Source organism: Aurantiacibacter atlanticus, from assembly GCF_001077815.2.
GTDB lineage: Bacteria > Pseudomonadota > Alphaproteobacteria > Sphingomonadales > Sphingomonadaceae > Alteraurantiacibacter > Alteraurantiacibacter atlanticus.
The window spans coordinates 1,523,538-1,546,213 of sequence record NZ_CP011310.1 but is presented as its reverse complement, the minus strand read 5'-3'; the positions used below and the strand labels follow the sequence as shown (position 1 = coordinate 1,546,213).

The 22,676-nt window shown below is 58.0% G+C and carries 18 protein-coding genes; 6 read left to right on the top strand and 12 right to left on the bottom strand.

Annotated elements, in window-relative coordinates:
* The first annotated feature begins 125 nt into the window (after positions 1 to 125).
* Positions 126 to 1,892: a cation:proton antiporter domain-containing protein gene (locus tag CP97_RS07505; protein WP_048885428.1), complete on the top strand. Its 1,767-nt coding sequence runs from the start codon at positions 126 to 128 to the stop codon at positions 1,890 to 1,892.
* A 54-nt stretch (positions 1,893 to 1,946) separates the two neighbouring features.
* Entirely contained in the window at positions 1,947 to 2,117 is a 171-nt protein-coding gene (locus CP97_RS16360) for a hypothetical protein (protein WP_169807761.1), read from the top strand.
* Positions 2,118 to 2,180: 63 nt separating this feature from the next.
* Here CP97_RS16360 and alaS read toward each other — a convergent pair whose 3' ends face one another.
* The 10 genes from alaS to dapA form a co-directional block, all read right to left on the bottom strand.
* A complete protein-coding gene (gene alaS / locus CP97_RS07500) occupies positions 2,181 to 4,853 on the bottom strand; it encodes an alanine--tRNA ligase (protein ID WP_048885427.1) in 2,673 nt (890 codons plus the stop codon).
* Between the two features lie 111 nt (positions 4,854 to 4,964).
* Positions 4,965 to 5,786, bottom strand: coding sequence for a class I SAM-dependent methyltransferase (locus CP97_RS07495; protein ID WP_048885426.1), 822 nt, complete (start codon positions 5,784 to 5,786; stop codon positions 4,965 to 4,967).
* 126 nt (positions 5,787 to 5,912) lie between these two features.
* Entirely contained in the window at positions 5,913 to 6,980 is a 1,068-nt protein-coding gene (gene recA / locus CP97_RS07490) for a recombinase RecA (RefSeq protein ID WP_048885425.1), read from the bottom strand.
* 155 nt (positions 6,981 to 7,135) lie between these two features.
* The gene (locus CP97_RS07485; protein ID WP_048885424.1) at positions 7,136 to 8,737 is read right to left on the bottom strand and encodes a DUF4139 domain-containing protein; all 1,602 of its coding nucleotides are present in this window, start codon (positions 8,735 to 8,737) and stop codon (positions 7,136 to 7,138) included.
* 11 nt (positions 8,738 to 8,748) lie between these two features.
* On the bottom strand, positions 8,749 to 10,221 hold the full coding sequence (locus CP97_RS07480) for a DUF4139 domain-containing protein (RefSeq protein ID WP_053106587.1): 1,473 nt from the start codon (positions 10,219 to 10,221) through the stop codon (positions 8,749 to 8,751).
* A 170-nt stretch (positions 10,222 to 10,391) separates the two neighbouring features.
* Positions 10,392 to 12,869 (bottom strand): response regulator, encoded by a 2,478-nt coding sequence (locus CP97_RS07475; protein ID WP_048886826.1) that lies wholly within the window; start codon positions 12,867 to 12,869, stop codon positions 10,392 to 10,394.
* Entirely contained in the window at positions 12,866 to 13,387 is a 522-nt protein-coding gene (locus tag CP97_RS07470; RefSeq protein WP_048886825.1) for a DUF2062 domain-containing protein, read from the bottom strand. The genes CP97_RS07475 and CP97_RS07470 overlap by 4 nt, the downstream gene beginning before the upstream one ends.
* A 174-nt stretch (positions 13,388 to 13,561) precedes the next feature.
* Positions 13,562 to 14,044, bottom strand: a complete 483-nt coding sequence (gene smpB / locus CP97_RS07465; RefSeq protein ID WP_048885423.1) for an SsrA-binding protein SmpB — start codon at positions 14,042 to 14,044, stop codon at positions 13,562 to 13,564.
* A gap of 199 nt (positions 14,045 to 14,243) precedes the next feature.
* Complete coding sequence (locus CP97_RS07460) at positions 14,244 to 15,533, bottom strand: hypothetical protein (RefSeq protein ID WP_048885422.1); 1,290 nt, start codon at positions 15,531 to 15,533, stop codon at positions 14,244 to 14,246.
* The gene (gene dapA, locus CP97_RS07455; RefSeq protein WP_048885421.1) at positions 15,530 to 16,411 is read right to left on the bottom strand and encodes a 4-hydroxy-tetrahydrodipicolinate synthase; all 882 of its coding nucleotides are present in this window, start codon (positions 16,409 to 16,411) and stop codon (positions 15,530 to 15,532) included. The genes CP97_RS07460 and dapA overlap by 4 nt, the downstream gene beginning before the upstream one ends.
* Before the next feature lie 78 nt (positions 16,412 to 16,489).
* Between dapA and CP97_RS07450 the strand changes: the two genes are divergently transcribed.
* The 3 genes from CP97_RS07450 (at position 16,490) to CP97_RS07440 (ending at position 19,329) form a co-directional block, all read left to right on the top strand.
* Positions 16,490 to 18,481: a lytic transglycosylase domain-containing protein gene (locus CP97_RS07450; protein ID WP_227819551.1), complete on the top strand. Its 1,992-nt coding sequence runs from the start codon at positions 16,490 to 16,492 to the stop codon at positions 18,479 to 18,481.
* Between the two features lie 81 nt (positions 18,482 to 18,562).
* Positions 18,563 to 19,063 (top strand): transcription elongation factor GreB, encoded by a 501-nt coding sequence (gene greB, locus CP97_RS07445; RefSeq protein ID WP_048885420.1) that lies wholly within the window; start codon positions 18,563 to 18,565, stop codon positions 19,061 to 19,063.
* 74 nt (positions 19,064 to 19,137) lie between these two features.
* Positions 19,138 to 19,329: a hypothetical protein gene (locus tag CP97_RS07440; RefSeq protein ID WP_048885419.1), complete on the top strand. Its 192-nt coding sequence runs from the start codon at positions 19,138 to 19,140 to the stop codon at positions 19,327 to 19,329.
* 147 nt (positions 19,330 to 19,476) lie between these two features.
* On the opposite strand, the gene CP97_RS07435 is transcribed toward CP97_RS07440, so the two are convergent.
* A complete protein-coding gene (locus tag CP97_RS07435) occupies positions 19,477 to 21,234 on the bottom strand; it encodes a flotillin family protein (RefSeq protein ID WP_048885418.1) in 1,758 nt (585 codons plus the stop codon).
* A 62-nt stretch (positions 21,235 to 21,296) separates the two neighbouring features.
* Positions 21,297 to 21,980, bottom strand: coding sequence for a YqiJ family protein (locus CP97_RS07430; protein WP_227819550.1), 684 nt, complete (start codon positions 21,978 to 21,980; stop codon positions 21,297 to 21,299).
* A 149-nt stretch (positions 21,981 to 22,129) separates the two neighbouring features.
* On the opposite strand from CP97_RS07430, the gene CP97_RS07425 reads away from it, so the two are divergent.
* The gene (locus CP97_RS07425) at positions 22,130 to 22,627 is read left to right on the top strand and encodes a hypothetical protein (protein WP_048885416.1); all 498 of its coding nucleotides are present in this window, start codon (positions 22,130 to 22,132) and stop codon (positions 22,625 to 22,627) included.
* Positions 22,628 to 22,676: the final 49 nt, after the last annotated feature.

Sequence of the window (22,676 nt, the reverse complement as noted above, 5' to 3'; positions counted from 1 at the left end):
TTGCAGAAGGGAAACCCGAGTAGCGCCATATCGACAGGACCACCACCGACCACGACCAACCTCGCGGCCATTTTCTCCTGAATTGTCCATTGCGGCCTGCATCAAGCCTGTCATACACCATCGCCATGCACGGAGCCGAAGCAATTTCACCACTCATGAAGGATGCCTTGGTCATCCTTGGCGCAACAGGCATCATCATCCCGCTATTTGCGCGCTTTCGAGTCACCCCGATCATCGGGTTCATTCTGGTAGGGCTGCTTGTCGGACCATATGGCCTTGGCCGGATGGTGTTTGAATATGAATGGCTTAGCCATATCACGATCACTGATCCCGAACGGCTTGAACCCTTTGCCGAATTCGGCATCATCCTGCTGCTGTTCAGTATCGGGCTGGAACTGAGCTTCAACCGCCTTTGGCAATTGCGCAAATTAGTGTTCGGGCTTGGTGCGCTGGAATTATTGGTCATCGGGACAATGCTGGCATCGGTGCTTTCGATGATGGGCCAATATTGGACAGGCGCCCTCGCCCTTGGCCTTGCGCTTGCCTTTTCATCGACAGCGCTCGTTCTGCCGATTTCCGGGACGAATACGCCGGTTGGCCGCGCAGCCCTGTCGATGCTGTTGTTTGAGGATATCATGATCGTCCCGATCATATTCCTGCTTGGCGCGCTGGCCCCCAATGCCGATGCAGAGGGATTGGGTGGATTGCTGGAAACGCTTTGGAAAGGCGGGCTTGTGATCGCCGTCATGATGATTGCCGGGCGCCTGTTGCTGCCCCGCCTGTTTGCGCAAGCCGCCCGCACGAAGAGCCCGGAACTGTTTCTCGCCGCCAGCATGCTGGTGGTGATCGGCGCCAGCCTCGCCACAACCATTGTCGGCCTTTCACCTATTGTAGGGGCATTGATCGCCGGATTGCTGATTGCAGAGACAGAGTATCACACCGAGGTCGAAGGCATAATGGAGCCGTTCAAGGGGCTTGCGCTGGGTGTGTTCCTCATCACCGTGGGCATGGGTATCGACCTTGCCACTATCTGGGATAATCTCGCGCTCATCGCGGGCGCGGTTGTGGGCGTTCTGGTACTGAAGGCCGTGGTGACAGGCGTATTGCTGCGGCTCATGGGTGCGCGCAGGGCGACCGCGACAGAAACCGGCATACTGATGGCCAGCCCTTCTGAAACCACGCTGATCGTGCTGTCTGCCGGTGCCGGGGCGATGCTGATACAGCCCGGTACAGCGCAATTCTGGCAGATCGTTACCGCCATTGGCCTTACGATCACACCGTTGCTTGCCTTGCTGGGCAAGATGGTCGCCCGCCGCGTTGAGCCCGCGCCTTCACTGGATGAGCTGGATGGCGATGCCGAGGCACCCCGTGTTGTCATTGTCGGCTTTGGCCGTGTCGGAAAGCTGGTTGCGCAAATGCTTCAGCGTCATGACCAGCCCTATGTCGCGATCGATTCCAATCCCGATCTGGTCGAAGAAGCGCGCCATGAAGGCTATTATGCGGTGTTCGGCAATGCCTTGCGGGAAGACGCGCTGGACAATCTCGGCATTGGCCATGCACCTGCGGTCATCCTGACAATGGACGAACATATCCTGGCCCAGCGCATGGTCCGCAAGCTGCGCGCTTCCCACCCTGATTTGCCGATCATTGCTCGCGCGCGAGACAGTTTCCACGCAGCGGAGCTTTATCGCTGCGGGGCCAGCACAGCAGTGCCCGAAACACTCGAAAGCTCATTGCAGCTATCGGAGGCAGCGCTGGTCGACATCGGCGTACCGATGGGTCCGGTAATTGCCTCAATCCATGAAAAACGTGACGAATATCGCGTGCGAATTCAACGCGACGGCGCGCTTGAACACAAACCGAAATTGCGCACCAGCACCGCCGAAAATTGATCTTCCCGGGACACTCAGCGGGCTTTGACCGTTGGTAGGGAAAGGAGAGATCGAATGAGCAAGAAAACTGATCCTACCAAGCCAACTTCGAATGACGAGAAGTTCAAGCCAGCCAATGTCGCTGATGGCAGCCCCGCAAATGCGCGGCACGAACGCAATATGAAGGACGTGCCGCGTGGCAGCGAGGGCGACCGTCGCCGTTCTTCGCAAAATCGTGTGGGCTAGCGGTTAATTCGCAAGCGCGGTCGGGCAGAGCAATCTGTCCCGACCGGTCTTGCGGCCTTAAATTCAGGCACTGACCTTGCTGGCGATAACCTTGCGGACGGCGTCTATTGCCGCATCTGCCTTATCCCCATCTGGTCCGCCACCTTGCGCCATATCCGGGCGGCCACCGCCGCCCTTTCCGCCAACCGCTTCGACACCTGCGCGCACGAGATCGACCGCGCTGAGGCGCTCTAAAAGGTCGTTCGTGACCGCTGCAGCTATGGCCGCTTTGCCATCATTCACCGCCACGATTGCTGCAGCGCCCGTTCCAAGCCGAGACTTCGCCTCGTCCAGAAGCCCACGCAATTCCTTGGGATCGATGCCATCAATGACCTGGCCCGAATAAGCGATACCGCCGATATCCTCATTTGCAGCAGGAGCGGCACCTCCTGCCCCGCCGCCAAGCGCGAGCTGCTTTTTCGCTTCGGCAAGTTCGCGTTCCAGGCGCTTGCGCTCATCGACCAGAGCGGCAACGCGGCCTTCTACTTCGTCAGGCGCGGTCTTAAGCGTGGCAGCAACGGTCTTCAGTGATTCCTCGCGTGCTACCAGCCATTGACGCGCAGCCTCTCCGGTCAGCGCCTCAATCCGTCTGACACCTGATGATACCGCACTTTCGGAAACAATGCGGAACAGGCCGATATCCCCAGTTGCACGGACATGGGTGCCACCACATAATTCAACAGAATAATTATAGCCTGAGCTATTCCAGTCTGAACGGCCAATAGAGAGCACGCGAACTTCTTCGCCGTATTTTTCGCCAAATAAGGCCATCGCCCCTGCTTCAATGGCATCATCCGGGCTCATCAAGCGGGTCACCACCTCGTCGTTAGCGCGGATTTCGGCATTCACTTCGGCCTCGATCGCCATGATTTGCGATGGCGACATAGGCTTGGGATGCGAGAAATCGAAGCGGAGCCGCTCTGGTGCTACCAGTGATCCCTTTTGCGTTACATGATCACCCAAATGGTGCCGCAGCGCGGCATGGACCAGATGCGTTGCCGAATGGTTAGCTCGTATCTGATCGCGCCGTTCTGCATCGACTGCAAGGTGGACCGTATCACCCACTGAAATCCGCCCGGATGTGATCTTGCCATTATGCGCATGCAGCCGACCAAGCGGCTTGGACGTATCCTCAACCTCAATTTCCAGGCGGTGATCGCCATTTATTTCACCGGCATCGCCAGCCTGCCCACCACTTTCGCCATAGAACGGTGTCTGATTGGTGAGCACGGTGACGTCCTGCCCGCTATCGGCAGACTGGACCTCCTTGCCATCCACCACCAGCGCAACGACGTGGCCTTCACCCTCGACAGCGCTATAGCCGGTAAATTCGGTTGCGCCTTCGCGTTCGGCAATGTCGAACCACAGCTCTTCGTCGGCTGCGGCGCCTGTGCCTTTCCACGCGGCACGGGCGGCTGCTTTCTGCCGCGCCATGGCAGCATCGAAACCATCCTTGTCCACGCTGATGCCGCGGTTACGCAAGGCATCTTCGGTAAGATCATAAGGGAACCCATATGTATCGTAGAGTTTGAAGGCAGTCTCACCCTTCAAATTATCGCCTTCATGTAAACCGGCACTTTCTTCATCAAGCAGACGCAGGCCCTTTTCAAGGGTCTGGCGAAAGCGCGTCTCTTCCCGCTCCAACACTTCAGTGATCAGCGCCTGGCCGCGCGGAAGATCAGGGTAGGCCTGACCCATTTCGCTGATCAGCGTTGGCACAAGACGGTGCATCAAGGGCTGCTCCGCCCCCAGCAAATGCGCATGCCGCATGGCCCGCCGCATGATCCGGCGAAGCACGTACCCGCGGCCTTCATTTGATGGCATCACGCCATCGGCAATCAGAAAACTGGTGGATCGCAGGTGATCCGCAATCACACGATGGCTGGCGATGGTGGTCTCATCCGCCTTGGCCTTGAGCAGATCTTCGCTCGCCTCGATTAGATTGCAAAAAGTATCCGTTTCAAAGACGTTGTGAACGCCTTGAAGAACGGTCGCCATGCGTTCAAGCCCCATTCCGGTGTCGATACTGGGACGCGGCAGATTGCCTGTAATCTCATCAGCCTGCTGGACATGCTGCATAAAGACGAGGTTCCAAACCTCGACGAAACGGTCCCCGTCCTCTTCAGGTGAGCCGGGAGGACCACCTGCCACGTCCGGCCCGTGGTCCCAGAAAATTTCGGAACTCGGTCCGCAAGGGCCATCCGAACCCATCGCCCAGAAATTGTCATTGGTCGCAATGCGAATGATGCGTTCATCGGGCAAGCCAGCGATCTTCTTCCAGAGGGCGTAAGCCTCGTCATCTGTGTGGTAGACAGTGACGGTCAGCCGATCTGCTGCGAGACCGAATTCCCTGGTGACCATGTTCCAGGCCAATTCGATCGCGCGTTCCTTGAAATAATCGCCGAAACTGAAATTGCCGAGCATCTCGAAGAATGTGAGATGGCGCGCTGTGTATCCTACGTTATCGAGATCATTGTGCTTGCCGCCCGCGCGAACGCACTTCTGACTGCTGGTGGCACGCGGCGCAGGCGGCGTCTCGACCCCCGTGAACACGTTCTTGAAAGGCACCATGCCTGCATTGACGAACATGAGAGAAGGATCGTTATACGGGACGAGCGGAGCCGATGGCACGATCTCGTGATCGGCTTGCGCGAAATAGTCCAGAAACGCACGGCGAATATCATTGGTCGATTGCATGGAGTGCGAATTAGGCGCTGGAACCGGCGACGACAAGCGCAATGCATGCAATGTAGTCTTCCTATTCTCTCATGATGCGTCCTTGTCACGCATCCAGACCTGACTGCCCGATCATCCCTTGCGCGCGGTTACAATCCAAGCAGAAGCCGGGAAAGCGACAATGCCATCGTAAAGGCGGCTTGCGGCGAGGTTGCGCACCCGATCCTGAAAGCGGTCAAATGCATCGCTATCCAGTTCAGAGGCCATATTAGCGGCGGGGCCGATGCAGGAAAAATATGCCACGGCATCCTCAACCGGGTCTTCACCAGAACCGGCAATCATGGGAAAATCGAACGGCTCAGCAGCAATGTGCGTCCAGCCACTGCCGCCAAGGATGGTTTCGACATGCCCGGGATCTGCAAAGGCAAACAGGCCAGGCTTATTCGGCGCTGACGGTGCGGGAGGCTCCGGCAAAAGACGCGCGACTTCCGTAAACATCGGGTTGGAGGAACGATCACCGAAGCAAGAGAACAGCAAGCCAGCACCATCAGCAGATTGATTGACCAGATTTTCGAATGTCGTGCGCGGATAATCGAAGAACATCACACCGTGGCGCGATATAAGAAGATCGGGAGCAGAGGCGCTGTCACATGACCAGTCTGAGGCATCAGCCACTTCGAAAGACAGATTCGTCATGCGATCGCCGCGTTGTCTCGCGACGTCGATAAGCTGCTGCGAGATGTCGACGCCGGTGATTGTAATGTTCGGCCTGCCGCGCGCTATGGCGAGAGATAATTCCCCTGCGCCGCAACCGATATCAAGCGCCGTTTTGAAACTGAAATTTCGTGTGCGGGCCAGTAACTGTTCTGTCAGCACATTGAAGCTGCGATCGGTCCGGCGCCATTCGGCTGCCCATGCTGCGCCCGTACGCCCCTGCCATTCGCCCTGTTCCATCCATTTGCAGTAGCACAAGGTTACTGCAATTCAATTGCCCCACACGCGAAGAAGCCGGCGGTGGTGCCAATTGGCTACCTTCGCCGGCTCCGGTTTCGCAGGGCCTGATTATGACCCTCTTGAGGATCAGTCTTCGGGGTTCGCGTCCGGCCCCGTCATCATTTCCTCGGCGACCTCGTCGGTTTTACCACGAATAGCAGTTTCCAACTTGGCGCAAATTTCGGAATTTTCCTTGAGAAAGGTCTTCGCATTCTCTCGGCCCTGGCCAATGCGTACGCTATCGTAGCTGAACCAGGAACCTGATTTCTCAACGATGCCTGCCTTGACACCGAGATCGAGAATCTCGCCGATCTTCGAGATGCCTTCGCCATACATTATATCGAATTCGACCTGCTTAAACGGCGGCGCAACCTTGTTCTTCACGACCTTTACGCGAGTGGCATTACCCACAACTTCGTCCCGGTCCTTGATCTGGCCGGTGCGGCGAATGTCTAGACGAACCGAAGCATAAAACTTCAGGGCGTTCCCGCCCGTGGTCGTTTCGGGATTGCCATACATGACACCGATTTTCATGCGCAGCTGGTTGATGAAAATAACCATGCATTTCGAGCGATTTATCGAACCGGTAAGCTTGCGCAAGGATTGCGACATGAGCCGGGCCTGCAATCCGACATGACTATCACCCATCTCACCTTCGATTTCGGCGCGGGGAACCAGAGCGGCGACTGAATCGACCACCAGCACGTCAATCGCGTTCGAGCGTACGAGCGTATCGGTAATTTCGAGTGCCTGTTCGCCAGTATCGGGCTGCGACACGATCAATTCGTCAATATCAACGCCCAGCTTGCGAGCGTAAACAGGATCAAGCGCATGTTCGGCATCCACGAAGGCTGCGGTTCCGCCGCCCTTCTGCGCCTCAGCAATGACGTGAAGCGCCAAAGTGGTCTTACCGGAACTTTCGGGGCCATACACCTCGATCACGCGTCCCTTGGGCAGGCCGCCAATTCCGAGAGCGATATCGAGACCGAGCGAGCCAGTGGAAATGGCTTCCACATTCATCGCTTCCCTGCTGCCCAGCTTCATTGCCGAACCTTTACCGAATGCGCGATCAATCTGCGCAAGTGCGGCATCGAGTGCCTTCTGACGATCCACGTTGGATTCCTTTTCGACGAGCTTTAGATTCGCACTTGCCATGACACGGCCTCCGTCACTTCGCTAGGGGTGGTTTCAACTCTTCAACGAAAGCGTTTGTACGCAGTTTGTTCCATAAGAACAAGAGTGGAACAAAATAATGTTGGGTTACTGCAATTCCCGACCTCTTATCGAGAAGAGCGGTGCCATGCCGACTCTTAGTCTTCGACGCTGCGAACCTGCCATTTAACGTCCCTGATACCATTGGCTGGCACAGTGATCATCACGATTCGCTGACCATTACGGACACGTTCCCGAATGCCCTGGAAGCGCCATTGCGAAGGCGCACCGAGTTGTAGCCTGATGGTGACCGCATGTGGATTTGCATTGGTAAAGGAGGCTTGCATTCCCACCCACTCGGCATCGCTTGCCAAAGGATCTTTGCCGCTCACGCTTCTACAGCTGGCGAAGACTTGTGCGCTTTCGCCGAGCGTCAATTCAACGTCCTGCCCATTGGCGTAATCACGCAAATTTTCTTCAGCGACCAAGAATTCGCCAAGCGGTCCGCGTTCGAAAACGGTAACCGACCCTGATGGCAAGGCCATACCGAGGCCGTGGCGCTCATCATTGATCGTTTCCAGCATTATTAGAGCCGCTTCAGGCCTACTTTCCTCCCAATCCCAAGGCAGACAGTCGCTTTCATAAACGATTTCGCCGCGCACCGCCTCTTCTCGCAGGAAGGCTACCTGCTTCATTCCTTGCGCATTGACATCAACCGGCACTGGTACGCGATAAAGCTTGAGATCACCCAGCTGCTCTTCTGTTGCCATCACCGCCATCGGCGCTTCCATGTCTGCCATAACGCGTGAGCCGGTGACCGTGATCGCTTCACTACGCATGGCCATTAGCGGAGGTGGTGGCGGAGGCGGTGGCGGATAAGGATAGCGCACCGGCGATCCGGCAGCGGTGCTGCCAATCGGATAACACGTAAGTCGAAGAGGTCGCGCGAGTGGCGGGTCGGACAGATCCTCAAAATCGCTCACCACGTTCAGCGTGCCAGCCACCGCCATCAGCTCTGCCCCGGCAAAGCTTTGACCATTGTCGTTGAGGATTGTGAGCCAGCTGGTCAGATCAAAGCGAACGTCATCGCTATCGCGCCCTTCGTGAAGGGTAGCGACGTAATTTGCGTCCCAATCGAAACCCCAGGCGAGGTATGAGAGGGTGACGGTATATGTGCCGCCGCTGGCAACGCGCGTATCTATCGAGAATACGGGATTGGCTGACAGGCCATCAAAGACGCCATCAAACGTCAGCCGTTCAGGGATGCCGGAACAGCGCACCGCCTCATATCCATACTGTGTCTGCAGCACCAATCCGCCGTCAGCGCGGGTGCGCACTATTGCACTTTGGGTCGTCTCCATTCCGGTTGCCGGATTGGTACGGGTTATGCGCACGCGATTGCCTAAAGACCCGTCTACCAAAGCGGCGGGACTGAGCAGATCGGCATTCCGATTTTTCTCGATCGCCCCGCCCGGAAGTCCGGTGACGATGGCGGACACGGCTACCATGCCTTCTGCCACGCCATCGAAACGAATGCGCGATTCGCCTGCCGGAAGGGTAACGGTGCGCGTTTCCGAAATCATCGCAAAGCCGCGCGGCCAATCGACATTCATGGCCTCTGCGGTGCCGCGATCGGGATCACGATAAACGGTAACTGCAAGAGCGGACGGTTGCGATGCATTGACCACCGCGCGATCTTGCGCTGCCAGTGGCGCGCCACTGAAAAGCAGCGAGACAAAGGCGGTTGCGAGCAGGCGCATTGCCCCGCCCCTCAGAACCGCGATTCGTAGGTTACACGCACGACACGCTCCCCGTTTGCGGGCACGGTGACGCGGTATAGCCGGGTGCCGAAATTGATTTGCTCGCCCGCCATATCTTCAGACACGACACGGAAATCGCGGCCCCACCAACCCCTATCGAGACCGCCTTGCGTCAATTCGACCTCCACCGGCTCTGGCTTGGCGTTGGTGAAGGTGTAGCGCATGGTGGTGCGATAATAATCGACTGCATGATCGACCTTTACTTCTCGCACCAACTCCCCGTCTTCAAACACGCGATAGCGGGCGCTGCGCGCATACTCTGCCGACGTGATGACCTGACGGTTTTCCACCTCGGCCTGCATAAAGACATCAAAGGCATTGCCAGTGCGCAATGAGAGCGTGCTGCCCATCGGTGTGTGACCAATGCCATTTTCGCCGATGAATTGTGGATTGCCCTGCGCATCGCGCTGATAAAAGCGCACCGTGCCGGCAGGAAGCGCGTCACCCAGCCCGCCGTCGCTGCTTGAATTGAAGCTTATGGCACTGGACGCGGGGCGGAAATCCTCGTCACTGGCAAGCCAGCCAGAACCTATGGAATAGACCCGCCTTGCAGGAACGCCCTGCACGTCCAGAAAGCTTACCTGCTTGGTCTGCGCATTCGCGATCGTCGTGCGTCCTTCGATCGGATAGAGATAGAAATCGCCAAGTCTTTCCCGCTCTGCCGTTTCAGTTCCGGGACGCACCATATCCGGGCGCGGGCCAGAGCCCCTTACGCTGGGATTGCCTGCAACTAGCAGCGTATCGGCATTTTGAAAAGTCGTGCCGGTATTGTTGGTCAGCGTGACCCAGCCCTGCATATCAACCGTACCGCGCCCTTCGTCATACATGGCGACATAATCCGATGACCAGCCGAGACCGGGCGTGAGATAGCGGATGGAGGCCGGGCGCGTGCCTGAACGGTTGCTTTCCAGCGTGACAGAGAGCGTAGGCCGGGCGCGCAGATTGGTCGGCACGCCATCAAAGATGACTCGCACCGGCAGACCATCGTCGCGCAGCACCTCGATCCGGTCACCGATGCGCACAACTACGCCGCCAGCGGTGGAAAGAATTTCAGCCTGTTCGCGCAATTCCGTACCGGTGGCAGGATTGGTCCGCACCAATGTCACCGTTTGCCCTATCGCCTTTTCCATCAGTTTTTGCGGGGTCAACAGATCGAAATCGAAATTCTGTTCCACAATTGCGGTGCCATCCGCATTGAAGCTGAGTGTTGCCGGACGGATTTGCGCCGAGACATCAGGAAATTCGATCCGTGTGCGACCGCGCCCGATGTTCAGATTGCGGATATCCTGCACAAGCGCCTGATTGTTCTGGTAGATGGTAACTGAAACATCGCCCTGCGCGCTCTCCTCCTGCTCCTGCGCCAAAGCGGGCAAGGCGAAAGCTGTGGCGGCGAACAGTGTTGCAGCAAAAAGGCGCTTGGTCATGTGAGATTCCCCTCTCTCTGGCACGCGGGAGCGGCTTACGTCGTGTTATAAGGTATCATCGCCTGTATCTTGACTGAACAACACCGTGACCCAGACCAGCCAGGCAATCAACATTTCTAACTGGAGTGGGCGGGCATAAAACAGCCTGTAGTGACGCGGCTTGGCGCCGATTATCGGTCGTTCCGTTCGCTGCGCGATGAATGGCGCAATACATCGCCAACCTTCTCACCTATCTGTTTGACGCTGAAAGGCTTGGGAATGAAATACATATTGTCGATGTCAATTTCGCCTCGCAATTGCTCTTCGGCATATCCGGACATGAACAAGATGGGCAGCCGAGGCCGGGCCTTGCGAATTTCCTTCGCCATGGCCGGGCCATCCATGCTGGGCATCACGACATCAGTCAGAACCATGTCGAAGCGGTCAGGTTCTTTCAGAAAGGCTTCAAGCCCTTCATCCCCGTCACTGGCAGTGACAATTGTGTAGCCCTGACGCGCCAATGCGCGTTCGGCCACGGCGCGGACCATGTCTTCATCCTCCACAAGCAGGATCGTGCCGCCCCCTGACCATTCACGGGAAGTCTCTTCGGCTTCGGCCTTCTTGATTTCCTCTTCCGTGACATGGTGGACCGGCAGATAGAGCGTAAAGCGCGCGCCCTTTACCTTGCCATCAGGGCCTTTGGCATTGCCCGCAAAGATGAAACCGCCCGATTGCTTGACGATGCCATAAACCGTGGAAAGGCCGAGCCCTGTCCCCTTGCCCTGCTCCTTCGTCGTGAAAAACGGTTCGAAGATGTTGCCAATGACATTTTGCGGGATGCCACCGCCCGTATCTTCTGCGATCAGCACGGTATAATCGCCTGCGGGGATTATCTCTGTCCCCATGCGGCGTATATCGCGGGCCTCTACGCGCCGCGTCACGAAGGACAGCGTGCCCGCCGTCCCTTCACCGCCGCCGGCAGACTGGATTGCATCGCGGGCGTTGACCGCAAGATTTATGATCACCTGCTCCAGCTGGCGCGGATCGGCACGCACAAGGCCGAGATCACGATCATGCTGCACCTTCAGCGTGATCTTTGCGCCCAGCAGACGCTTGAGCAGCTGGCCCACCTCGGACAGAATATCGGGCAGCTGGATAATCTCGGGTTGCAGGGTCTGCTGCCTGCTGAAAGCTAGCAATTGCCGGGTCAGGCTGGCGGCGCGGTTGGAATTGGCCTTGATCTGCTGGATATCGTCATAATCGCTGTCACCCGGCGTGTGGCGCAGCAACATCAGGTCGCAATAGCCAATTATCGCGGTCAGCACATTATTGAAATCATGCGCAACACCGCCCGCCAACTGGCCAACCGCCTGCATCTTGGTGGCCTGCGCCACCTGTCTTTTGAGACGCGCTTCTTCAGTTGTATCGGCAAGGCTCATCAGCACCGCCGCCTCGCCCAGCCCGCGGACACCGGCCAGACCCATGCTCACCGGCTCATCAGGATCATTGCGCAGTCGCACAGCGATATCGCCGGAACTTGCCGGACCCTGGCCAAACCGGCGCACGGCATCGGACATTGCCGTCTTGTCACGCGCGACCACAATATCACCGGGATAGGGCGGCAGATCATCACTGGTGATTCCCGCAGCGCGCCGGAAGGCGGGATTGGCAAAGATGAAATGCCCGTCACGATCAGTTGTGGCGAGACCCAGGGGCAGTTGCCCCAGCAAACCTTCGAGTTGCGCTGCCTGTCCTTTTGTTTCGCTGCTCCATCCGCCAATCCCGATACCGGCATCGATCAGGAGCATGAGAGACGGCGATTCCGCCGTCGCCTTGCCGGGCACCGCCTCGCGGGCAGCCTCGTCAGGGTCAGCCAAAGGAACTTGCACCAGCGTTTGCGGGCTGCCCTTCTTGCCTTCACGGGCAAAATAAATCCGTTCACGTTCGTCGGATCGTAGCAGGTGAACAAACTCTTGCCCGGTCATGCGCGCCGTCTCGTCTCCAAATGCACGGCGGGCGAGCGCCTGATTGCCTGCACGCACCGTTCCATCCGGAGAGACCAGAGCAACAACAATACCTGCCGCACCCAACACACGGCCAAAAAGGCCAGAAATGTGTTTGCCGATCTTTGCAATAGGCTCGCTTCGAACGACTGGCGAGAACCGCCAGATCATGTAATCATCCCCGCGCCCGGCGCGCACTGCACTTGCCGTCCAACTGCGATGTTCATCTGCGATCGTGACCGGTTCAGCCTTACCATCCCGCCATGAAGCCCGTGCCAGCCGCGCAAGCTGATCTGCACTTGCCCCGTCCACCGGCAGGCGGGGCGGGCCATTACTGGACCCGAACCACAGCTCAAACGCGGAATTGGCGCAGACCAGACGGTTGGCACGATCGGTGATGGCAATGGCAAGATCAGGCAGCTCGATTGCGGCCACGGTCACAGCCCAGTCCGGGACGTCCGTGCTTTGCGTTACCGGATTACTTGCGGGAGTGCGTCCGGCGACAAACGCAATAAGGCCAAGAACCACCAGTCCGCCAGTATAGGCCAGCGTAACCGTGATGCTTCCGGCCGCAAACTGGATAAGTGCCACGCTGGCGAGCACGGCCGCCGCCACGGCGAGACCATCCACCATCCGCCGCGATTCCTGCAACTTCAGCATGCTCATTCGGCGGGGTGCAACACTTTGCGGCGTCCGGCCCTGCGCGTCCATTTGCGCGCGACAACCAAGCGCCAGAGAAAACTGGACAAAAGATAGCCGAGTGCGGCCGTCACCACGGAAAGCACCACGAAACCGAAGGCAGTAACCCCCGCGGTTTCAAGCCACCAGCCGAATTGGACCCACCACCCCTGCTCCAGCGCCGCCTTTGCAGACCCGAAGGCATCCGGGTCCACCTTCAGCGCAAATCGCCCGACCTTATTCGCAATCAACAGCCAGAATGGCACGGTGAAAGGGTTGGTCACAAATGTGACGGCGGCAGCCACAGGAACATTAGCACGCGCTGGCAAGGCAAGAAAAGCGGCAAGAAAAATCTGCCCGACCGGCAGGATGAATGCGGCGAACAGGCCCAGCGCGGCCCCACGAGGTACGGATCGGCGAGTAAAGCGCCACAATTCGGATCTGCCAAATCGATGGGAGATAGGCGCAAGCCAGCGATTACGCTCCATATCAGAGCGCTTGGGCATTTCCGGCACGCGTGCCGAAAGCCATCTGATCGCATTTCTCACCATGTCGTTGTGTGGCCCATACACGGTTTGCACTACCTATCTAGGTAGGATCAGGCGAAAAGATGACAACAGGCGACGAAGGGTAATAACAGCAATAGCCAGCTCACTACCAGAGCCGGCGCACACCGCGAATTACCCTTTGTCGCGCATCAAACGAGCCTTGTCCCGCTTCCAGTCACGATCTTTCATGGTCGCGCGCTTGTCATGGGCCTGTTTGCCCTTGGCCAGTGCCAGCTCCACCTTCGCCCGCCCACGTGCGTTGAAATAGACCGATAGCGGAACAAGGGTCATGCCCTTGCGCTCCACCGCGCCCACGAATTTATCGATTTCGCGGGTATTCAGGAGCAGCTTGCGCGGCCGCTTGGGTTCATGATTCAGACGATTGCCGTGGCTGTATTCAGGGATGTTGGCGTTGACGAGGAAGACTTGTCCGTCTTTTACCTCGGCGTAACTTTCCGCGATAGAACCTTCACCACCGCGTAACGCCTTGACCTCGGTGCCCTGCAGCGCGATCCCGGCCTCGAAGGTTTCTTCGATATGATAGTTGAACCGCGCCTTGCGGTTTTCGGCGACAACTTTCTGTTTGTCGAAGGTAGCGGGTTTGGGTCGAGCCATGGGGCGCTGCATGTAGGCGTTCGAAACGCTACTGCAAACCCTATCGAAGAAGGATTGATCCGGTCTTGCAAAGGATCAAGTTCCTCAGTTTGGTCCAATCGCGGTCATAGCTGCCCGCCATGGGCGCCAGCGATGGTTCAACAAATTGCGAAGCGGGAACCTCTACTGCTCCATTGGCGATCGCCAAGGATCCCCATTGCTACATCAAATCTTCCGGCAGGGTGGGCGAATTGAGGATGTCGATAAACCGCTGCCAGCGCGCTGCCATGTCCGCATCCCCCGCTTCCACCGCATTGCCAACAATCTCCTCACCAAGTCCGTAATTGATCACGTAACTGCGATAGGTATCCATGAAGCGAAGGTTCTGCTCTGCGCGTTCGCGGCTGAGTAGCCGGTAGCGCATTGATGCAGCAATCGCTTCTTCGCGGGTCATCGCGCCATCAAGATAGCCAGCGGCGATTGTATAATATGCACCTGAAAGCGCTTCGGTTGCTTCGCGCAAATCGTAATAGGCCTGCAAATCATCTGCTTCGAGACCTGCCAGCGGCGCCAGAACTTCGCGTTCGTATTCCAATTGGCTGTCGCCCGGAAAAGCCAGTTTCACGCCATATTCGGCGCTGCCTTCAGAAATGATTGCCCGCGGCGAATAAAGCGGAAGGAGCGTATATTCGATCTGACCCAAACCGTTCACGCGATCCCGTTCAATCAATGTCGAATAGACGTGGTGACCGGGATAAGCTTCATGACACCCCACATCCACCGCGCGATCAAGACGCGTGGGCAGATCAGTGTTGATCTCGATGACTGAATGGTAATCTCCCTGATAGTAGTTGAAGCCGCCCCATGGCTTGTCGATAACAAGCGAAAGATCAAAACTTTCACTCTCCGGCAGCGGAATATGCGGCAGCGTGCGAGCGCGACATTCGGCCACGGCGGCATCGATTGCGGCGCTCAGCCGATCATTTGGGATAATGAAGCGATCACGAAAGGCGTTCACGCGTTCGTGCAGCGGGCCATCGCCGGGCACAAGCGTTTCTATCTGCGCCAGCACCGGATCAAGCGTCGCAAGGTCGATCATTTCGGGTCGTACGCCAAACAGGCCCTCAGCCTCGTCCTGGAAGGCAATTTTTTCTCCGCGCAACATGCGCAATCGCACCTTCGCCGAATTGAGCATGGCCCGCAGATAGCGCACCCTTTGCGCCTCTACGCTTCCCGCCTCGACGGGCAGGGACCGTAAATTCGTGTCGAGCGCAAGGACGCGAGCCTGAAGGATTGGCAAGGTGTTTTGTTCCGCCTGCGCAGCGGCATGGATGGCGAGTTCTTGCGGCCCGTAATAGGCATCGACATAGCCGGGGTCTTTTTCGCCAATCGCCAGCTGCAACGCCAGATATCGCTGCGCCAGATCGTCCAGAGCAGGCGGCGGGACATTGGGCATGGTAGAGCAGGATGTCAGCGCAAGTGCGGCAGCGGCAATGGCGAAAAGTTTCATGGCGTCACCCCTGCTCCTTCAATTGCCTCATCCACAGCCGCCTTCGCCGCGTCAGAGCAATCGACAATTGGCAGCCGCACTTCTGGCGAAAACCAGTCGAACAGCTTGCTCAACGCATATTTTGCAGGGGAAGGCGATGCATCAGCAAACATCGCCTTGTGAAGTGGATAAAGCCGCTCGTTTATCTCGCGCGCAGTGGCAAAATCGCCTTGCGCTGCCGCAGCGTGGAAATCGGCACACATCCTGGGCGCGACATTCGCGGTGACCGAGATGCATCCCACCTGCCCCAATGCGTACCCTGCCAGCATCAGCGGATCGTCCCCTGAAAGCTGGCACAGCTGCGGGGCACCGATGCGATGGGTAACAACGCGCGAGAGATCACCACTCGCATCCTTCAATGCCACAATTTTCTCAGGGAACCGGCGATGCAGTTCCACTACTGTTTCGGGAAGGATGTCAGTGACTGAGCGCCCCGGCACATTATACAGCACGATAGGCAGATCGGTCCGTTCTGCCAGATAGCTGAAATGCGCCAGCAACCCGGCCTGGCTGGGCCTGTTGTAATAAGGCGCGACCAGCAGCAATGCGTCGGCACCGGCAATCTGCGCTTCCTTGATATGCCATAACGCTGTCTGCGTATCGTTGCTGCCCGCGCCTGCAATGACCGGCACCCGGCCCGCGGCAGCTTCGGCACAGGTCTTGATGATCAGGTGATGCTCGTCATTATCCAGCGTGGCACTTTCGCCAGTGGTGCCGCATGGCACAAGCGCGCTCGCGCCGTTATCGATCTGCCATTCAATGAACCGCCGATAAGCCGATTCGTCGAATGCCCCGTCACGAAATGGGGTCGCCAGCGCCGGTATCGAACCTGTGAACATTGTCGCCGCTCCTGCGTTATGATTGTGAAGACGCGAAATTATTTTCACGCCCATCCGAAAATTCCTACTGGAGGAAGAATGTATTCACCGCCTGATAAGGAGAGCTTTGCCAATATGTCCAGCATGGTTCGCTCTTACTTACTCGCCACCATCGCTGTGGCTGCCTTCACCGCTCCTTTAACCGCACCTGTGGCTGCGCAAGCACAGGAGGCGAGTGAGTGGGACCGCGCGCGCGCTGATCTGGTCGCGCGGCAACCCGGCGCGATGGCCGGCGAGATCGCACGGTGGGAAGCCCTGTGGAATGACAGGCAGGCACAATTGCCTTTCAATCATTATGCCAGCTTCTTGGCCGCAAATCCCGGCTTTCCGGATGAAAACACCTTGCGCATCCGCGCTGAAACCCGGTTGCGCGAAGAATTCGTCGATCCGCAATTGTTGCTCGGTTTCTTTGCAGCGAAGGAGCCTGTCACCAACTACGCAAAGGCGCATTATGCCCTGGCACTGATGGGGCAGGATCCCGCTCTTTCGCGGCACTGGGCAATCCAGGCATGGCGCGGTGGCGAAATGAGTCCAACCGCAGAGGCCGCTTTGCTGACCACCCACGGCACCAGCATGACACAGGCCGATCACGATCAGCGTATGGATGCGCTCCTATGGCAGCGTGATGCCGATGCAGCCGCTCGCCAGATCATCCGGACTTCGCCTACGAAACGCAATCTTTTCGCTGCAAGGCTCGCTATTCTGCAAGGTGGTGATGGGGCAACGACGGCGGCAAGTGCATATGCTGACCCCGGTTATCTGTATAATCGCAGCCGCGAATTGCGTCAGGAAGGCCGCGCGGGAGAGGCTGTTCGCATGATCGTGGACAGTCCGCCACTGGCTGCCCTGCCCTTTGACCGCACCTTGTGGATTACCGAATTGCTCGCCGTTGGACGTGCGGCCAGCCGTCCTGATACGCCGCGTGTGGCTGCGCGCGCGCTGGAAGCTTTTGCTCCTGGCGAAGATATCTCCGGCATGGAATACAAGCTGCGCGATGATTACACGTCATTAATGTGGGCGGGCGGGACCAACGCTCTGTGGCATCTTAGCGATGGCGCTTCGGCAGCGCCCCTGTTTTACCAATATGGCGCGTCTGCACGCACCAGCCAGACAAGGTCCAAGGGCTTTTTCTGGGCAGGTGAGGCTTATCGCCAGGCTGGCATGAGCGCCGAGGCCCAGCGGCATTACGAAATGGCTGCGGAATATACGGATCGTTTCTACGGTCTTCTGGCGCTGAGCAGACTTGGGCGTCCGATACCCGAATATGCTGCCGCGCCCGTAGGCACCCCGACCTCTGAAGAGCGACTGGAATTCCTTTCCGCGCCAATCACCAGTGCAGTCAGCGAAGTGGCGCGCGATGCGCCGTGGTCAACCGGTATCCGCTTTTACCGTGCTATCGCCGATGAGGCAGAAACCGTGGGTGAACATATCCTTGTGGCAGAGCTTGCCCGCGAAATCGGGAGGCGTGATCTTGCCGTAAATCTGTCGGATGCCGCTGCGGCAGACGGTCACGCAGGCTTCACCCGGATCGGCTTCCCGACCCTGCAGACACCCCCGGGCGTAAACTGGACTCTTGTCCACTCGCTTGCGCGTCAGGAAAGCCAGTTTGCTGAAAATGCTATCAGCCATGCCGGTGCGCGCGGGCTGATGCAATTCATGCCGGCAACAGCGCAAGAAGAAGCGCGCCGCGCAGGTGTGCAATATTCGGCCAGCCGCCTGATGAGCGATCCGCAATATGCGATGCGGCTTGGCTCCAACCACATTGAGCGGTTGGTGGCCTATTATGACGGCAGTTACCCCCTCGCCATCGCCGCCTACAATGCTGGGCCAGGCAATGTGAACCGCTGGCTGCGCGAGAATGGCGACCCTCGTCAAACAGGCGATTGGCTGCGCTGGATCGAGGAAATCGGCTTTTTCGAGACGAAGAACTACGTCCAACGCGTGATCGAGAATGCGGTTGTTTACGAGGCGCTTTATCCGGAACGGGCGGGACGAGCACAGGGCCGCAATGTAACCGATTTCCTGCGATAACGGTTTGCGCCTTGTGCATGGCAGCCTGCCGGCTCAGTGCTGGCAGGGTTCCATCCTTTTACGACTCCCTGATGTACGAAAATGTCCGCTTCTCCTGACAAGACCAACCCTATCACGCCTGCAGGGCTTGCTGCGCTGAAGGCGCGCTATGACCATTTGCTAGGCACCGAGCGACCCGAGATCACGGAGATCGTCAGCTGGGCGGCGGGCAATGGGGATCGCAGCGAGAACGGCGATTACCTTTATGGCCGCAAGCGCATGCGCGAGATCGACCGTGAGCTGTCCTATCTCTCAAAGGTCATGAAGTTTGCCAAAGTCGTCGATCCGTGCGAGCAGCCAGACAAGAGCCGCGTGTTCTTCGGCGCAACCGTCACCATCGCCGACGAGGATGACGAGGAACGCACTCTCACTATCGTAGGAGACAAGGAACAGGATGCCAGCGCAGGCCGCGTTGGCTGGTCCAGCCCGATCGCCCGCGCATTGCGCCGCGCCGAAGTGGGCGATCTGCGCAGTGTGCGGCTTCCCGGCGGGGAGAAAGAGTGGGAAGTTGTGGCGATTTGCTATCCTGAAACGAGCGGCTGAGCCTCCACCAATTTTTGTATTCCGATGAGAGGCTTGCACCGAAGTCTTAACCGACTTCGCGCATAACGGCTCTCATGACTAATCGTCCTTGGCTGAAAGCAGTGGGTGTGTTTGCATTCATGGCATTCTTGGCTGCGCAGGCGGCAACAGGTTTCATGCGGCAGTTGTTCGCGGACGCTGTCTATCCACGTGCCCTGCGCGCGATCGATGTTTTCTTGGTGACCCTGTTTACCGGTCCGTTTGGCGAGCGCGGGGCGGGGCAATAATTCTGTTGGCACTGGGCCTGACATTCGTGGAGGCAATCTATTGGCGCGAACATTGCCGTCTTGTGGAGCCGAATTAATGAGCAGCGCGCAATAAAAAGGCCCCGATCTTTCGACCGGGGGCCTTCTCACTTCAACCAAGCGACTGGCTTACTTAGCTGCTTGGGTATCTTCGTCGCCTCCGCCCTTGTCTGACCCTTGCACAGACAGGTTCGGCGACTGGGCTTCGTCGGTAAGCGCCGCATCAGCAGCGAATTGCGTGTCGGCATTGCCATCCACCGCACCCTTCACCAGATCGCCCAGCGATGAGCCATTCAGGCCCAGCTCCTTCATCAGGCCATCGAGCACTGGAGCCTGCGCGCGATAGGCAAGCGCCGCGGCGACGGCATCATTGGCAAGGTTGCCGCTGCCTCCACCTGCGCCTGCACCGCCGCCATTGCCACCGGCGGGACCGGTCTTCTGGGTGAGCCCATCGACCTGTACGATCTTGATACTATCAATCGCTTCCATCGGCTTGGCGCTTTCGCGGATCGCTTCAGGCAGCACTTCGAGCAGAGCCAGCTTCGTCTGGAGCGAAATCTGCTCCATCGAAAGGATGTTGGCCGCCTCATTTACGGCACGCTGACCGGCAGCTTCGACTTCGAACCGGACGCGTGCAGCATCGGCGCTCAGCTTTTCGGCTTCAGCCTCACCTTGCGCTTCCACCCGCAAGGCTTCAGCACGGTTTGATGCAGCATCGCGTTCCGCCTCTGCTTCCACCTTGATACCGATGGCATCGCGTTCTGCCTGCTTGGCAGCCTCGATCAGTTCAATCTTTTTCTGACGCTCTGCAATCTCGCTTTCACGAGCGGTGGCGACGCGTTCCTCAGCCTCTACAGCCTTGGCACGTGCTGCGTCAGCTTCCGATTTGGCCTGGCTTTCCTCACGCGACTTGTTCTGGACGGCGATCTGCTGTTCCTGACGTGCGATTTCCAGAGCGCGCACCTGATCGATGCGAGCTTCTTCCACCAGACGATCCGCCTCGATCTGCTGGGCGTCCACCTGCTTCTTCGCCTCGATCCGTGCGGCATCGGCTTCACGCTGGCGCTCTGCCTGTTCGCGGGCGATTTCTGACATTTGCGATGCACGGCGGACTTCCACCTCGCGCTCTTGCCCCAGCCGCGCATATTCCTTGTCACGGCCGATCTCGAACGATTTGGTGTCAGCTTCGAGGTTCTTCGTCTCCATCTGGACGCGCGTGTCCTGCTCGATATCATTGCGCAGTTTCTTGCGCGCTTCGATCTGCTCGGTCAGCTTGGTCAGACCTTCGGCATCGAAGGCGTTATTGGCGTTGAAATGTTCGATACTGGTCTGGTCGAGCCCGGTGAGCGAAACCGATTCCAGTTCCAGCCCGTTCATCGCGAGATCGTTGGACGAAACTTGCTGCACCTTCTGGACAAAATCTGCGCGCTGTTCATGCAGCTCGTTCATCGTCATTCCGGCTGCAACCGAGCGCAGGGCGTCGACGAATTTACCTTCGACGAGATCTTTCAGCGCTTCGGGCTGCATGGTGCGCTGGCCCAGCGTCTGCGCGGCCATAGCGATGGCTTCGCTGTCGGGCTTCACACGAACATAGAATTCGGCCTTCACATCGATTCGCAAGCGGTCGAGCGTAATCAGAGCCTCGGCATCGCGGCGGATGACCGAGAGCACCAGCGTGTTCATGTTTACGGGCATCGTTTCGTGGAACACCGGCAGCACCAGTGCGCCGCCATTCATCACCACTTTCTCGCCCCCGACACCGGTCCGCACAAAAGCGGTTTCCTTGGATGCGCGGTGGTAAAGTTTGATGAGGAACATGAGAAATACGAGGAAAAGGAAAATACCCCCGGTGATCCCGATGAGGCCAATATCTAGCAGACTATCCATTTCTTCTCCTTATAGTTGAACTTTTTATAACGCCGGCGCCCTGGAGCCCGAAAAGGGCGCTCCTAATTCATGGGGGCCAGCTTGCGCTCGGCCAGTGGCACACCAAAGAAGGTCTGGCCTTCGCGGCGCACGAGCAAGACCTGATCACCTGCCGGGATCACGGCGGCATCTTCATGTGGCTCCACCATGACATAATGTGCATGTCCGAAACGGTCGCGCACCTTGGCGCGGGCGGGCGAGCCTTTTTCAGCTTTTCCGGTGGTAATCGTGCCGCGTTTGCCGACAAGACTGTCAAGCCGGACGGCAGAGGTTTCATCCTGCGGCATGATGCGTCCCAGTGGGCGCACCAGCGTGGCGGTAACGGGCAAGCTGGCACCGCCGGCGATAAGCGCTGCAAGCCAGGGATAGAGCGGCGATCCCGTCAATTCGTCGGCAAACCCCTGCACCCCCATGCCGATCAAGGCGAATATGAACAGGAAGGTCATCAGCCACACGAAGAAGGGCACCTTGCCCAACCCCAACAACGTGGTCAGCGCGCCGCCAAGGCCCGCGCTGGTGGGATCAGCAATCTCGGCGTCGGCATCAATGTCCAGATCAAGTTCGACGTCGCCGCCGAAATCGAAATCTCCAACACCGATAATCTGCAAGAAACCGAGTAAAAGGATCACCCCGAGTGCAATGGCAAAGGGCAAATTGTAATCGGCAAACAGGCTCATCTTTAATTCGCCACCCGGCCATTTTGCCAAGGACGCCTTTCTTCTAATCGGGTTGTAGGAGAACCCCCTCCGTCTTCATTCATATGGCATAAATGTGCGGGAAAAGCCAGAAAAACCGGTAACATCCGGTACGATTTTGCGCATTTTGCGTTAACCACGGCGATGATTATAGAACGGATATGATGCGTTTATTGCTACTTCTGAGCCTGCTTGCCCTTGCTGCTCCGCTCAACGCGCGCGACAGTCTGGGCGTATTTGGCGAATGGGGTGCCTTCCGGGATCCCGATACACCGCGCTGCTATGCCATCGCAGAGGCGCAGGAAAGCCGTGCGCGGCGCGATTACCAGCCCTATTCCAGCGTGGGCAACTGGCCGGCACGCAACCTCCGTTCTCAGGTGCATTTCAAACTTAGCCGACATTTGTCAGATACGCCGCGCGTGCGGTTGGCAATTGGCGCTGCTCGCTTCAACCTTGTCGCGGGCGCCGGCGATGCCTGGGCAGTTGATGCCGCCACCGATACCGCCATAGTTGCCGCGATGCGCGCGGCAGGACGAATGAGCATCAGCGCAATCGACAATCGCGGCAACCGCTTCACTGATCGCTACAGCCTTGATGGAGCGGCCACCGCGATTGATGCTGCTGGTGTAGGCTGCACGCGATCAAGGCAGGCGCGGTAAATAGAGTAGACACGAAAAAGGGCCGGAGGATTGCTCCACCGGCCCCATT

Excerpts from the sequence above, each read along its gene's own strand:
- CP97_RS07505 (WP_048885428.1), top strand. The coding sequence starts at position 126 with ATGCACGGAGCCGAAGCAATTTCACCACTCATGAAGGATGCCTTGGTC.
- CP97_RS16360 (WP_169807761.1), top strand. The coding sequence starts at position 1,947 with ATGAGCAAGAAAACTGATCCTACCAAGCCAACTTCGAATGACGAGAAG.
- alaS (WP_048885427.1), bottom strand. The coding sequence starts at position 4,853 with ATGCAATCGACCAATGATATTCGCCGTGCGTTTCTGGACTATTTCGCG.
- CP97_RS07495 (WP_048885426.1), bottom strand. The coding sequence starts at position 5,786 with ATGGAACAGGGCGAATGGCAGGGGCGTACGGGCGCAGCATGGGCAGCC.
- recA (WP_048885425.1), bottom strand. The coding sequence starts at position 6,980 with ATGGCAAGTGCGAATCTAAAGCTCGTCGAAAAGGAATCCAACGTGGAT.
- CP97_RS07485 (WP_048885424.1), bottom strand. The coding sequence starts at position 8,737 with ATGCGCCTGCTCGCAACCGCCTTTGTCTCGCTGCTTTTCAGTGGCGCG.
- CP97_RS07480 (WP_053106587.1), bottom strand. The coding sequence starts at position 10,221 with ATGACCAAGCGCCTTTTTGCTGCAACACTGTTCGCCGCCACAGCTTTC.
- CP97_RS07475 (WP_048886826.1), bottom strand. The coding sequence starts at position 12,869 with ATGAGCATGCTGAAGTTGCAGGAATCGCGGCGGATGGTGGATGGTCTC.
- CP97_RS07470 (WP_048886825.1), bottom strand. The coding sequence starts at position 13,387 with ATGCCCAAGCGCTCTGATATGGAGCGTAATCGCTGGCTTGCGCCTATC.
- smpB (WP_048885423.1), bottom strand. The coding sequence starts at position 14,044 with ATGGCTCGACCCAAACCCGCTACCTTCGACAAACAGAAAGTTGTCGCC.
- CP97_RS07460 (WP_048885422.1), bottom strand. The coding sequence starts at position 15,533 with ATGAAACTTTTCGCCATTGCCGCTGCCGCACTTGCGCTGACATCCTGC.
- dapA (WP_048885421.1), bottom strand. The coding sequence starts at position 16,411 with ATGTTCACAGGTTCGATACCGGCGCTGGCGACCCCATTTCGTGACGGG.
- CP97_RS07450 (WP_227819551.1), top strand. The coding sequence starts at position 16,490 with ATGTATTCACCGCCTGATAAGGAGAGCTTTGCCAATATGTCCAGCATG.
- greB (WP_048885420.1), top strand. The coding sequence starts at position 18,563 with ATGTCCGCTTCTCCTGACAAGACCAACCCTATCACGCCTGCAGGGCTT.
- CP97_RS07440 (WP_048885419.1), top strand. The coding sequence starts at position 19,138 with ATGACTAATCGTCCTTGGCTGAAAGCAGTGGGTGTGTTTGCATTCATG.
- CP97_RS07435 (WP_048885418.1), bottom strand. The coding sequence starts at position 21,234 with ATGGATAGTCTGCTAGATATTGGCCTCATCGGGATCACCGGGGGTATT.
- CP97_RS07425 (WP_048885416.1), top strand. The coding sequence starts at position 22,130 with ATGATGCGTTTATTGCTACTTCTGAGCCTGCTTGCCCTTGCTGCTCCG.